Here is a 13,948-nt window from a genome sequence, read left to right on the forward strand (position 1 = left end):
AAAGTTTTGTAAAGGGATATTGACAAAAGGTAAGTGATTGAAGATAGGGAGATTCGAGAAATGTAAAAAATAAACCCCTGAAAATAGATTCAAGGGTTAGATTAAAAATTAAGATTATTTTCCTTTCACATCGATAATCAAGACTTCCGATTGGGTGCCAAGTCGCATCGGTATGCCCCAGAAGCCATAACCGGAGGTAACAAAATAATGTCCTAAGCCGATTTTTTCATAGCCGTAGTGCAGTCGATAAATCACGTTAGTCATTAAATTTGCCGGAAAAATTTGCCCTTTATGCGTGTGTCCGGACACCTGTAAATCAATCGGTAATTGCGAGTGTTGTTCGATTTGTGTCGGACGATGGTCAAGTAAAAACACCGGTAAATCCGAATTGACCGCCGTTAATAATTGAGCGGCGCTCGGTCGATTTTTTACTAAGTCGTCATTACGTCCGATAACGGTAAATTTTCCGTTAATTTCGACCGCTTGATCCCATAGAACTTGGATACCGGCTTTTTGAATTTCAGTGGCAATCGCTTGCTGCTTGCCGAAGAAATCGTGATTACCCAATGTGGCATAGACCCCTAAAGGCGCTTTGAGTTTAGCAAAATGCGGTTGCATATTTTCGGCGACATAAGCATCGGTATTATCGTCCATAATATCGCCGGGTAATAAAATCAGATCGACATTTTGCTGATTAAAGATCTCCGCTAATTTATCTAATTGTTTCGCACCAAACCATTGCCCTAAGTGCAGATCACTTGCTACCCCAATACGTAGCGGTTGAGCTAGCGGTTTATCCAATTGCACGGAATAATGCACCACTTTCGGCGTATAAGCGTTATATAAGGCAAGCCCTACAATGCCGAAAAAGGCAAAAGGATAGGCAATTTTTAAGGCAAAATTGACCGCTTGTTTGCCTTTAAATAGGCGGTAAATTGCCGCACAAGCAAGGCTAGCGAATAATGCAAACAGCAGTAAAGCGAGCATTAGCGCGGTGATTCTAAAGCCGTTAAACGTGCGAGTAACGGTAAGAATCGCTAAGCTGTTTGCAGCTAAATAGCTAATAAATGTCACGATCTTGCGTGACTTGGCGGATAAGTTGAATAACCAACCTACGGTACGAGAAAAGTTGAAAACAAGGCATTGTAAAACAAGAACGGCAATACCTGTAGTAATATAATAACGATATTCCAACGGCTTTCCTTATGTGAGCAATAAAATGAAAAGTGATTGTAGCTTAGATTGATGTGTCGTACAAAGGAAAAGCCCTATCGTAAAGATAGGGCTTTAATAGAGCAAATGCCATTATGTAGGAGGACTATTTTACGATTTCTCGTGTTGGTTTTTGAAACAGCCGCATTTGCTAATTCAGTGACTTCCGATTAGAAGTTAGGTTTGATTAAACCCGGCTGACCCATTGCCGGATCCGTATTGTATGCTTCCATTGCATCGGCAACCGTCATTCCTAACGCTTTCGCTACGCCTTCACCGTATGCAGGGTCACAGAAGTAGCAGTTACGAATATGACGATATTTGATGAAATCTAACGCATCACCCATACCTTCGGCAGTATTTTTGAACAGAGATTGTTTTTCTTTCTCCGTCATTAAGTTAAATAACGCACGCGGTTGGCTGAAGTAATCAGAATCGTCTTGACGATAATCCCAGAATGCCGCATCGCCGTTAATTTTAAGTGGCGGCTCGGCAAATTGCGCCTGTTCTTGCCATTGGCCGAAGCTGTTCGGTTCATAATGTAAGGTTGAACCGTAGTTACCGTCCACACGACCTTGACCGTCACGTGCATTACTGTGAACCGGACAACGAGGTGCGTTTACCGGAATTTGGTGGTGGTTTACACCTAAACGGTAACGTTGTGCGTCCGCATAGTTAAATAAACGCGCTTGTAACATACGATCCGGCGATACGCTGATACCCGGAACCAAGTTGCTCGGTGCAAAAGCGGATTGTTCAACGTCTGCGAAGAAGTTTGCCGGGTTACGGTTTAATTCCATTACGCCCACTTCGATTAACGGATAGTCTTTTTTCGACCAGATTTTGGTTAAATCGAACGGGTGGAAATCCACTTGTTCCGCTTCCGCTTCAGGCATTACTTGAATATAAAGTTTCCATTTCGGGAAATCGCCTTTTTCGATTGACTCGTATAAATCGCGTTGGTGCGATTCACGGTCGTTAGCGATAATTGCCGCCGCTTCTTCGTTAGTTAAGTTTTTAATGCCTTGTTCGGTACGGAAGTGGAATTTCACCCAGAAACGTTCGTTGTTCGCATTAATTAAGCTATAAGTGTGCGAGCCGTAACCGTGCATATGACGATATGAAGCCGGGATACCGCGCTCTGACATTACGATCGTTACTTGGTGGAACGCTTCAGGTAATAATGTCCAGAAGTCCCAGTTGTTTGTCGCACTACGCATATTTGTGCGAGGGTCACGTTTAACCGCTTTGTTTAAATCCGGGAATTTACGCGGATCACGTAAGAAGAATACCGGTGTATTGTTACCTACGAAGTCCCAGTTACCTTGTTCGGTATAGAATTTAACTGCAAAACCACGAATATCACGCTCAGCATCCGCCGCTCCGCGTTCACCGGCTACGGTAGTAAAACGTGCGAATAATTCGGTTTCTTTACCCACTTCACTAAAGATTGCCGCTTTAGTATATTGAGTAATATCGTGCGTTACGGTAAATTTACCGAATGCACCGGAGCCTTTCGCGTGCATACGACGCTCAGGGATAACTTCACGTACGAAGTTGGCTAATTTTTCGTTTAACCATAAGTCTTGAGCAAGTAACGGACCACGAGGACCCGCAGTCATGCTGTTTTGGTTATCAACAACGGGCGCACCGTTGTTCATTGTTAATGATGTATGATGAAATGGACATTTTGACATAATAATTTACCTTTTATTGTTAATAGGTTTTGTTTATGAATTTATTATTATTGATTGTAGTTTATTTGTAAAACTATCAAATTGATAAAGATTAACGATTGAATTAGATTTTTTAATAGAAATTAACTTTGATTTTATAGCTTGAAAAGTCATTGTCCTTTCCCCATTTACTAAAGCGTTTGAAAGCGGTGAAATTCCGCTTATTTTTTGTAAATTAAAGAGGATAAAATGAGTACAAATCAAGAAACGAGAGGTTTTCAATCGGAAGTTAAACAATTACTTCAATTAATGATCCATTCACTTTATTCAAACAAAGAAATTTTCTTACGTGAATTAATCTCCAATGTGTCCGATGCGGCGGATAAATTGCGTTTTAAAGCGCTTTCGAATCCTGCGTTATATGAAGGGGACGGCGAATTACGTGTACGAGTGAGCTTTGATGAAACTTTAGGTACATTAACGATCAGCGATAACGGTATCGGAATGAATCGTGAGCAAGTGATCGATCACTTAGGTACGATTGCTAAATCAGGTACCAAAGAATTTTTAAATTCGTTAGGTACGGATCAAGCGAAAGACAGCCAATTAATCGGTCAATTCGGGGTTGGTTTTTATTCGGCATTTATTGTTGCGGACAAAGTGACAGTGAAAACTCGTGTAGCAGGCGAAACACAAGCCGTACTTTGGGAATCTGCCGGTGAAGGCGATTACACGGTAGCGGATATTGAGAAATCGACACGCGGTACGGATGTCATTTTACATTTGCGTGAAGCAGAAAAAGAATTTTTAAGCGAATGGCGTTTACGTGAAATTATCGGTAAATATTCGGATCACATCGGCTTACCGGTTGAAATCCAAACCACCGAATACGATGAAGAAGGCAAAGCAAGCGGTCAAAAATGGGAAAAAATTAACAAAGCGCAAGCACTTTGGACTCGCTCGAAAACCGAAATTTCAGACGAGGAATACCAAGAGTTTTATAAACATTTAAGCCACGATTATAATGACTCGCTCATTTGGGCACATAATAAAGTAGAGGGTAAACAAGACTATACCAGCTTGCTTTATGTACCGGCGAAAGCACCATGGGATTTGTTCAATCGTGATCAAAAACACGGCTTAAAACTTTATGTACAGCGTGTATTTATTATGGACGATGCCGAAGTGTTTATGCCGAATTACCTACGTTTTATGCGAGGTTTATTAGACACGAATGACTTGCCGCTCAACGTTTCACGTGAGATTTTACAAGAGAATAAAGTTACTGCTTCACTACGTGCGGCATTAACTAAACGCGCATTGCAATTATTGGAAAAATTAGCGAAGGACGATCAAGCTAAATACCAAACCTTCTGGAATGAATTCGGTTTAGTGTTAAAAGAAGGTGTAGGCGAAGATTTTGCCAATAAACAACAAATTGCGTCATTATTCCGCTTTGCTTCAACCCAAACTGATTCTAGCGAGCAAACGGTAAGCTTGGCGGATTATGTTGGCAGAATGAAAGAAGGGCAGAAAGCAATTTATTTCTTAACTGCTGATAGCTATGTAGCAGCAAAAAATAGTCCGCACCTTGAACTGTTCAATAAGAAAGGCATTGAAGTGCTGTTATTATCTGATCGTATTGACGAATGGGTAGTAGGACATTTAACCGAATTTGACGGCAAACCGTTGCAAAGTATCACTAAATCGGATTTGGATTTAGGCGATCTTGCCGATAAGGAACAAGAAGAAAGCCAAAAAGCGCAACAAGCGGAATTCGGATCTTTCCTTGAGCGTGCGCAAAGCTATTTTGGTGAGCGTGTGAAAAAAGTGGTATTAACGCATCGCTTAACCGACACGCCGGCAGTGGTTTCTACCGACAATGATGAAATGACGACACAGATGGCAAAACTGTTTGCCGCAATGGGTCAAAAAGCACCGGAAGTGAAATATACGTTTGAGCTAAATCCGGATCATCGTATGGTTAAGAAAATAGCAGATCTTACTGATGAAACGGAATTCAATGACTGGATTGAATTATTGTTTGAACAAGCATTGCTTGCAGAACGTGGATCATTAGAAAACCCGGCAGCATTTATCAAACGTATGAATAAATTGCTTGGTTAACAAATAAAAGAAGAAAAAAGCTATCGAAATGATCTGCCCCCCAAAAGTTGGACTAAACCTCCAACGGATTAAGGTGCAGATTTTTTATGACTAAATATAACTCGCTATTCAAACAACAAGTCATCGAGTTTTATCTTCAAAATGACAAAAACCGTTTATTCACTCAACGACATTTTCAATTATCCAAGAAAACCTTAACTCGATGGATTGCTCAATTTAATCATAACGGAATCAATGGGCTAACGGTGATAGGTAAGAAGCGAAAATATTCCCCCGAATTCAAATTAACCGTCATACAAGCGGTCAAAAAAGGGCAATTTTCTGCGGAAAGCGCCTCCCTTCATTTTGGTATTGCTAATTCAGGTTCGATTAGCCAATGGTTGCACATCTTTGAAGAACAAGGTATAAACGGCTTATTACCCAAACCAAAAGGTCGTCCGACAATGAAACCGAAATACCCGAAAATGCCTCCTCCACCTAAAACTGAAGAAGAACGCTTACGTTATCGTATTTTAGAGCTGGAAGCGGAGGTAGCTTACCTAAAAAAGCTGCGGGAGTTCAACCAACAAAAAATGCGGCAAAAGCAGCCATCGTAAAAACGTTGCGAGTGGATTTTCCCTTAGAAATCCTCCTCCCTTTGACGGGTTTAAAACGTAGTACGTTCTTTTATCACTTACCGCCTAAAATCGATAAAAATGCAGTGATGAGGCAGAAAGTGATTGAGATTTATTAGGATAATGATGGCAATTATGGCTATCGTCGTATTACGTTAAAGTTACGTGATTTTTTTGGTGCGATTAACCATAAGCGTATTCAAAGGATAATGCAACAGCTTGATTTAAAAGGGAAATGTAAGCAGAGGAAATATCGTTCTTATCAAGGTGAAGTGGGTAAAATTGCCGAGAATGTATTGCAACAGGATTTTCACGCAGACTCGCCAAATGAAAAGCTCGTAACGGATATCACTGAGTTTAAATGTGCGGAAGGCAAGCTCTATTTATCCCCCATTAAAGACTTATTTAATAGTGAAATTCTTGCTTATGATTTAGCAAGAAGCCCTAACTTTGAGCAAGTGATGCGGATGCTAAAGCAAGCGGTCGCAAAACTGCCTAAGGACGCTAAACCGATTTTACATTCCGACCAAGGCTGGCAATACCAGATGGCAGACTATCAAGAAATGCTGAGAAAACATCATATTAAACAAAGTATGTCGAGAAAAGGGAATTGTTTGGATAATGGGGCAATGGAAAGTTTTTTTGGGCGATTGAAAACGGAATGTTACTTTGGTAAGCGATTTGACACTTTCGAACAACTTGAGAAAGTGATTCACGAGTACATTCATTATTACAACAATGAGCGTATTCAAGTGAAATTAAAAGGACTGAGCCCTGTACAATACAGAACTCAGTCCTTAAATTAAAATAGTCTAACTTTTTGGGGGCAGATCAAAAGATAGCTTTTTTGTTTTGTTAAGCGGTCAAATTTGCGGATTTCTTTGCAAAAGATTAAAAAGGCGAGAAATGTTCTCGCCTTTATCTTTAATCAATCATTGAAATTATAAGATTTCTTTCGCTTTCGCTACGACGTTTTCCACCGTAAAGCCGAACAGTTTGAATAATTGATCCGCAGGTGCAGACTCACCAAAGCTATTCATACCCACGATACGGCCTTCAAAGCCGACGTATTTGTACCAGAAATCAGATAATTGCGCTTCGATAGCGACACGTTTGGTTACTGAACGTGGTAACACAGATTCACGATACGCTTCGTCTTGTTTATCAAACACGTTTGTGCTTGGCATTGAAACAACGCGTACTTTCGTACCTTCCGCATCTAATACTTCAGCCGCTTTCATCGCTAAATCCACTTCTGAGCCGGTTGCGATGAGGATTAAATCCGGACAACCGCCTTTTTCGCAACATTCACGTAAGATATAACCGCCGCGAGCAACGTTCGCTAATTGTTCAGGCGTACGAGTTTGTTGAGCAAGGTTTTGGCGAGTAAAGATTAACGCACTTGGGCCGTCTTTACGTTCAACCGCCGCTTTCCACGCTACAGCCGATTCCACTTGGTCTGCCGGACGCCATGTTTCTAAGTTCGGAATAAAGCGTAATGAGGCAGTTTGTTCTACCGGTTGGTGAGTCGGACCGTCTTCGCCTAAACCGATAGAATCGTGCGTATAAACGAATAATGAACGTTGTTTCATTAATGCCGCCATGCGCACCGCATTGTGAGCGTATTCATAGAACATTAAGAATGTCGCACCGTAAGGAATAAAGCCACCGTGTAATGCAATACCGTTCATAATTGCAGACATACCGAATTCACGTACACCGTAGTTGATGTAGTTACCGTCCACATTGTGATCCGCACGGATTGGTTTTGAACCGGACCATAAGGTTAAGTTAGAACTTGCTAAGTCTGCGGAACCGCCTAAGAATTCCGGTAAGATATGCGCATAGGCTTCAATCGCATTTTGTGATGCTTTACGGCTTGCGATTGCCGCCGGATTCGCTTGTAATTTTTCGATAAACGCTTTGCTTTCCGCTTCCCAGTTTGCCGGTAAATCGCCTGCCATACGACGTTTAAATTCCGCCGCTAATTCAGGATACGCCGCTTCATAAGCCGCAAATTTAGCATTCCATTCTTTTTCTACAACCGCACCTTGCGCTTTGGCATCCCATTCCGCATAGATTTCAGCCGGAATTTCAAACGGCGCATATTCCCAGTTGAGTGCTTTACGGGTTAATGCGATTTCATCATTACCTAACGGCGCACCGTGGCAGTCATGCGATGCCGATTTATTTGGCGAACCGTAACCGATAATGGTTTTACAGATAATTAATGTCGGACGCTCGGTCTCCGCTTTTGCATTTTCAATGGCAAATTTGATTTGTTCCGCATCGTGACCGTCCACGTTACGGATAACTTGCCAACCGTATGCTTCAAAGCGTTGTGCGGTATCGTCAGAGAACCAACCGTCCACATGACCGTCGATTGAAATGTTATTATCATCATAGAAAGCGATTAATTTACCTAAGCCTAAAGTACCGGCTAATGAACAGGCTTCGTGTGAAATACCTTCCATTAAGCAGCCGTCACCTAAAAATGCGTAAGTATAGTGATCAACGATTTTATGACCTTCACGGTTAAATTGTCCGGCTAAGGTTTTTTCCGCAATCGCCATACCGACCGCATTGGTAATACCTTGGCCTAACGGACCGGTTGTGGTTTCAACACCCGGTGCGTAACCGTATTCCGGATGGCCCGGTGTTTTAGAATGTAATTGACGGAATTGTTTTAAATCTTCAATTGAAAGATCATAGCCCGTTAAGTGTAATAAGCTATAAATTAACATTGAACCATGGCCGTTTGAAAGTACGAAACGGTCGCGATCAGCCCACTTAGGATTGGTTGGGTTATGTTTTAAAAAGTCGCGCCATAATACCTCTGCGATATCCGCCATACCCATTGGGGCACCCGGGTGACCGGAATTAGCTTTTTGTACCGCATCCATACTTAGAAAGCGAATTGCATTCGCTAATACTTTACGTTCTGCCATGTGTTTACTCCTAGACAAGAAAATGACAAATACTCTAATAAACTAGATTAGTTGATAAATGGATTCTACACTATTTTTGAAGTAATACTCAAAAAATCTCGAGTAAAAATTGTGATCTTCTTCACAAAAAAGATGAGAAAACTTTGATGTTAAATGATTGTTTTTGATTAAATAAAAGTGGTGTGGATATTTTGTGGAAAATAATATGAACGGCATAGATTAATTATTGATCTTTGTTGCCAAATGCCGTAGAATACGCACTCTTTTTTGGCGTCGAGTAAATGCTCGGCATATGATTTATTCACATATGGTACTTATCAGCGGATATACGAAAGTATAACAAGATAAGTGGCGATATGGCTTCATTAGAGGTTTTCCAATGAAACAAGGTATTCACCCAGAATATACAGAAATTACTGCAACATGTTCATGCGGTAACGTAATTAAAACTCGCTCAACAGTGGGTAAAAACTTAAATCTTGATGTGTGCGGCAACTGCCACCCATTCTATACTGGTAAACAACGTGTTGTTGATACTGGTGGTCGTGTAGAACGTTTCAACAAACGTTTCTCAATCCCAAGCACAAAATAATTTCCGAATTATTAATAAAACCCCGCCAATGCGGGGTTTTGTTGTTTTAAATGTCCTGGATTCAAGCGGTCTGATTTTTAAGCTTTTTTGCAAGTTGCTGATTTAACCATTTACTTGCGTCTAGCAAATTAAATCCCTTGGTTTCATTATTATCATTCGTGACTTTCGTTGTAACAACCATAAAAGAATCAACTTGTGGTTTTGGTCTCGGATGCCAGCGAGCTAAGTTCGTTAAGTGATTGGCATAGAATGATAATAATGGCTTGCCATAAGCGCAAGCCATGTGAACACCACCGCCATCTACGGCAACCACTATATCTGAAGCATTGACCAATGCGCAATAATTTAAGGTATTTGTTTGCGGGGAGATTTCCACAGGTACTTTTGTGGCGTTGTTTAGTGCTTGAAGATACTGTTCGCTTGATTTGGTATAAGTGAGTAAAAAAGCAATCTTATCCAAATATTTAGGATCAATATTATTTAATAGGCTTGCTAACTCAATAGCCGGAACCTCTCGCATACTTCCTTGCGGATTTAATAGCACTCTAATTTTGTCTGTGTTATGCCAATAGGTATCAGCAAGTTCTCTGTATTCGGATGATACCGCTAAAGTATAATCATTAGGCTCTCTGATGAGATATGGAGCTAGTACAGAATGATGTAAGTAATCTGCAATATGTGTATTATTCGGAATTAGCGTAGTAAAGTCATAGTTTTTTACGGTTTCTAATGAATAATGTTTTTTCTTATCCTTACCAAAATTAATAAGAATTTTAGGGTTGAGTAACGAATCTAAAATAATTGATTTAGAGGTAAAGGTAGGCTGAAAATCGAGGTATAAATCCCATTTGCCTCGTTGTATTAAATAATTCAGTGGGCGTTCATCAATTAATTGATCAACAGAATCAGCTTGTGCAAAGAGTTGCTTATTACGCTCCGTAACCAATACGGCTGTTTTTACGTTAGGAAAGGCTTGCTTGATTTGCGCTAAATGGGCAATGTGTACAATAGCATCACCAATGGCATCTCCGATTGGTTTCAGTAGTACACTTTCAATCTCGTTTAATTTCGTTTCATTCGATGCAACTCGTTTGCCAAATAGCGATATGATCAATTTCTTCATTCGTCAATTTCTCCTTTATATGACGAATATAACATATTTCAAAGCTTGAATAATTAGCTTTTTTCCGTAAAATCCATGCGCACATTAATGGATGTATAAGAGAACTCTATGATAGATGATAAAATGCCTATTCCGCCTATTTTTGTTATTAGCTTAGCTAATTCTGTTAGGCGTAAAATAATTTCTGCTCGACTTAACAGTTTAGGATTAGCGTTTGAGTTTATTGATGCAGTAAATGGGCGAGATTTAACAGAAGAACAACTTTCTCAAGTTGATTATGATTTTTACCCTCAGCGTTTTGGAGGGAAACATAGACTGAAGCTGGGTGAAATTGGTTGTGCGATGAGTCATATTAGGGCTTATCAGCACCTTGTGGATAATAATATTAAAGAAGCAATCATTTTAGAAGATGATGCGATAGTTTCTCACTATTTCAGACGTATTGTTGCAGATGTATTACGTAAAGTACCAAGTAGAAAACAGATTATATTTTTTGACCACGGAAAAGCCAAATATTGGCCGATAACACGCCCACTTAAAGAAAGTTATAAATTAGTACGTTATCGCTACCCGTCAAAAAATTCTAAACGCATTATTATGATTGCCACAGGATATTATTTAACATTAGAGGGGGCGAAACTATTACTTAATCATGCTTATCCCCTACGAATGCCAGCTGATTTTTTAACCGGTGCAATTCAAATGACAGGAATTAAAGCGTATGGCGTTGAGCCTCCTTGTATTTTTATTAGTCCCGGCTCGGAAATCGATGAAATAGAAAAGCGTGGTTAGTATGACACTAAAACAACAGCTTCGAAGCACTAGAATTAAATTAGGCAAGTTTTTTCTAGATAAAAAGAGTGTAACGAATACTTTAGACGGTTTACCTAAAAAAATCCTATTTCTCCGTCAAGATGGAAAAATTGGTGATTATATCGTCAGTTCATTTGTGTTTCGAGAAATAAAAAAGCAATCTCCCGAAACGCATATAGGGGTGGTTTGTTCTCGTAATAATGCTTATTTATTTGAGCACAGTCCTTATATTGACCAATTGTATTTTGTACGCACCAAAAATATTGGTGATTATTTAGCTTGCGGTAAGCAACTGGCAAAAGAACAATATGATGTCGTTATTGACCCGACTGTAACGCTACGTAATCGAGATTTACTTTTCTTACGTACGATGAATGCGAAAGCTTATATCGGATATGACAAATCGGACTATAAGATTTTTACTGCGAGCGTACAGAATGAGCGACAACATTTCGCTCAAATATATAAACAGGCACTGGAACTTGCCGGTTTTACAGATATTGATACGCAATATGATGTGCCGAAAGATGAAAACAGTGCGAGAGCGATAAAAAACTATTTATCGGAAAACCGGATTAGACACTTTATTGCTCTAAATTTATTTGGAGCAGGATCGGCGCGACGTTTTTGCGACGAGAAAGTAACGGAGTTACTCACATATTTAAATAAGATAAGTGTGAAGCCAATTCTATTACTCACATTTCCGGAGGTTACACCAAAGTTAAAGCAAATCGCTAGTCGGTTTGAGAATGTCTTTGTATACGAAAATACGCAAACCGTATTTGATACGATTGAGCTTATTCGTCATTCGGACGTATTGATTTCGCCGGATACTTCAACGGTGCATATTGCTTCAGGCTTATCCAAGAATATCATTGGATTTTATAGCTCGGATGAGCAGAATTTTATTCACTGGCATCCGAATAATAAGGCGGAAACCCATATTCTACGCTTTAAGCAGAGTGTGAATGATCTTGATTTTAATCAGATACAACCGGAATGGTTAAACTAAATGGAATTCCAATCCCTTAAACTATTTTTAGATATTGTACAAACTCGTAGCTTTATCCGTTCGGCTGAAAATAATTATATGAGTGCCTCATCACTTACTAGGCATATTCAGCGTATTGAGCAAGAGCTAGGGCAGCCGTTATTTATCCGAGATAACCGGCAAGTGCATTTAACGGAAGCGGGCGAAAAATTTTTACTTTTTGCAAAACAAAGTTGGTCTGATTGGCAACAATTACAGCAGCAGTTGTCGCCGGTGCAAGGTCAGCTGGAAGGCGAATTGAAAGTCTTCTGTTCGGTAACGGCGGCGTATAGCCATTTACCGCAAATTCTGGAACAGTTTCGTCAGGCTCACCCGAAAGTGGAGATAAAACTAAGCACCGGCGATCCGGCGCAGGCGGTACATACGGTGCATTCTTTCGAAGCGGATATTTCCTTAACCGGTAAACCCGAACATCTGCCGCATAATATCGCTTTTTACTATATTGATGATATTCATCTGTCGATTATTGCCCCTCGAGTGGCGTGTGCAGCGACGCAATGTTTACAGCGGCAACCGATTGACTGGCAAAATATTCCGTTTATTTTGCCGGTGGACGGTCCGGTACGGAAGCGAATTGATCGTTGGTTTAAAGAGCAGAAGATTAAAGAACCGAAGATTTATGCAACGGTTGCAGGACATGAGGCGATTGTGCCGATGGTGGCTTTAGGTTTCGGGGTGGCATTGTTACCGGATGTGGTAATTAAACATAGCCCGATGAATGATCAAGTTTCCTATTTGAAATTACCCGAGCCGATCTCTCCGTTTGAATTGGGAATCTGCGTACAAGAGAAAAGGTTACAAGAACCGATTATTAAAGCATTTTGGGACTTGTTACCGAAAGATTAAAAACAACAAGCGGTCGAATTTTGAGAATTTTTGTAAATTCTTAACTAAATTCAACCGCTTGCTTTTTATTTAAATACCGCCCAAACCGGAGAGTGATCAGAAGGTTTTTCCATTGCTCGGATTTCTAAATCAATGCCGGTTTCGATACAACGTTCCGCCAGCCCTTTTGAGGCCAATACTAAATCGATACGTAAACCTCGATTGTCATCAAACCCTTTCGAACGGTAATCAAACCACGAGAATTTGTCATCTGCATTTGGATTCATTGCTCGGAAAGTATCGACTAATCCGTAGTTATATAAACGGTCCAGCCATTCACGTTCTTCCGGTAGGAATGAACATTTACCGTCACGTAACCAGCGTTTACGATTCGGTTCGCCGATACCGATGTCTAAATCGGTCGGGCTGATGTTCATATCGCCCATAATCACAATCGGATTTTCCGGCGACAGTTCGCTTTCTAAGTAATGTTGTAAATCGGCGTAGAATTTTTCTTTAGCCGGGAATTTGGTTTCATGCGTACGGTTTTCGCCTTGCGGAAAATAACCGTTTAACACGGTAAGTACGCCGAATTCGGTTTCGATATCCGCCATAATCATACGTTTTTGTGCATCGGCATTATCGGTCGGAAAGCCTTTACGCACGGCAAGCGGTTCTTTTTTGGTTAAAAGCGCCACGCCGTAATGCCCTTTTTGACCGTGATGAAACACGTGGTAACCTAAATGATTGACTAAGTCCCAAGGGAAATCTTCATCAGCGACTTTGATTTCTTGTAAGCCGAGTACATCCGGTTGATGTTTTTCAATAATCGCTTCCAATTGATGAGGACGTGCGCGTAAGCCGTTAATATTAAAAGAAATAAATTTCATACGTAAAATCCAAATAGAAACCACGGATAAAGCAAACAAGCGGTTATATTTCCGAAAAAATTTGCATTATCCGTGGT

At 40.4% G+C, this 13,948-nt stretch carries 10 protein-coding genes and 1 pseudogene; 6 read left to right on the top strand and 5 right to left on the bottom strand.

What is annotated here, in order from left to right; genetic code table 11:
* Nucleotides 1–114: 114 nt before the first annotated feature.
* Together DY200_RS01460 and DY200_RS01465 are read right to left on the bottom strand one after the other, a co-directional pair.
* Nucleotides 115–1,194 (bottom strand): metallophosphoesterase, encoded by a 1,080-nt coding sequence (locus DY200_RS01460; protein WP_115586644.1) that lies wholly within the window; start codon nucleotides 1,192–1,194, stop codon nucleotides 115–117.
* Nucleotides 1,195–1,382: 188 nt separating this feature from the next.
* Nucleotides 1,383–2,909 (bottom strand): catalase, encoded by a 1,527-nt coding sequence (locus DY200_RS01465; RefSeq protein WP_115586645.1) that lies wholly within the window; start codon nucleotides 2,907–2,909, stop codon nucleotides 1,383–1,385.
* 228 nt (nucleotides 2,910–3,137) lie between these two features.
* Here DY200_RS01465 and htpG point away from each other — a divergent pair, with 228 nt between their 5' ends.
* Together htpG and DY200_RS01480 are read left to right on the top strand one after the other, a co-directional pair.
* Nucleotides 3,138–5,015: a molecular chaperone HtpG gene (gene htpG, locus DY200_RS01475; RefSeq protein ID WP_115586647.1), complete on the top strand. Its 1,878-nt coding sequence runs from the start codon at nucleotides 3,138–3,140 to the stop codon at nucleotides 5,013–5,015.
* Between the two features lie 86 nt (nucleotides 5,016–5,101).
* Nucleotides 5,102–6,435 (top strand): annotated as a pseudogene (locus tag DY200_RS01480) (IS3 family transposase).
* 135 nt (nucleotides 6,436–6,570) lie between these two features.
* On the opposite strand, the gene tkt reads toward DY200_RS01480, so the two are convergent.
* Entirely contained in the window at nucleotides 6,571–8,577 is a 2,007-nt protein-coding gene (tkt, locus tag DY200_RS01485) for a transketolase (protein ID WP_115586648.1), read from the bottom strand.
* A gap of 379 nt (nucleotides 8,578–8,956) precedes the next feature.
* Here tkt and rpmE point away from each other — a divergent pair, with 379 nt between their 5' ends.
* Nucleotides 8,957–9,169 carry a 50S ribosomal protein L31 gene (gene rpmE, locus DY200_RS01490; RefSeq protein ID WP_005597698.1) on the top strand — a complete coding sequence of 71 codons (213 nt, stop codon included), beginning with the start codon at nucleotides 8,957–8,959 and terminating at the stop codon, nucleotides 9,167–9,169.
* A gap of 61 nt (nucleotides 9,170–9,230) precedes the next feature.
* Here rpmE and DY200_RS01495 read toward each other — a convergent pair whose 3' ends face one another.
* The gene (locus tag DY200_RS01495) at nucleotides 9,231–10,292 is read right to left on the bottom strand and encodes a heptosyltransferase (RefSeq protein ID WP_115586649.1); all 1,062 of its coding nucleotides are present in this window, start codon (nucleotides 10,290–10,292) and stop codon (nucleotides 9,231–9,233) included.
* 108 nt (nucleotides 10,293–10,400) lie between these two features.
* Between DY200_RS01495 and DY200_RS01500 the strand changes: the two genes are divergently transcribed.
* The 3 genes from DY200_RS01500 to ilvY are packed head-to-tail and all read left to right on the top strand — an operon-like array spanning nucleotide 10,401 to nucleotide 13,002.
* The gene (locus DY200_RS01500; protein ID WP_115586650.1) at nucleotides 10,401–11,084 is read left to right on the top strand and encodes a glycosyltransferase family 25 protein; all 684 of its coding nucleotides are present in this window, start codon (nucleotides 10,401–10,403) and stop codon (nucleotides 11,082–11,084) included.
* Nucleotide 11,085: 1 nt separating this feature from the next.
* Entirely contained in the window at nucleotides 11,086–12,117 is a 1,032-nt protein-coding gene (locus tag DY200_RS01505) for a glycosyltransferase family 9 protein (RefSeq protein ID WP_172539904.1), read from the top strand.
* A complete protein-coding gene (ilvY, locus tag DY200_RS01510; protein WP_115586652.1) occupies nucleotides 12,118–13,002 on the top strand; it encodes an HTH-type transcriptional activator IlvY in 885 nt (294 codons plus the stop codon).
* A gap of 65 nt (nucleotides 13,003–13,067) precedes the next feature.
* Here the strand turns inward: ilvY and xthA are convergent, their stop codons facing one another.
* Nucleotides 13,068–13,871 (bottom strand): exodeoxyribonuclease III, encoded by an 804-nt coding sequence (gene xthA, locus DY200_RS01515; RefSeq protein WP_115587957.1) that lies wholly within the window; start codon nucleotides 13,869–13,871, stop codon nucleotides 13,068–13,070.
* Nucleotides 13,872–13,948: the final 77 nt, after the last annotated feature.

The organism is Actinobacillus lignieresii, assembly GCF_900444945.1.
Taxonomy (GTDB): Bacteria; Pseudomonadota; Gammaproteobacteria; order Enterobacterales; family Pasteurellaceae; genus Actinobacillus; species Actinobacillus lignieresii.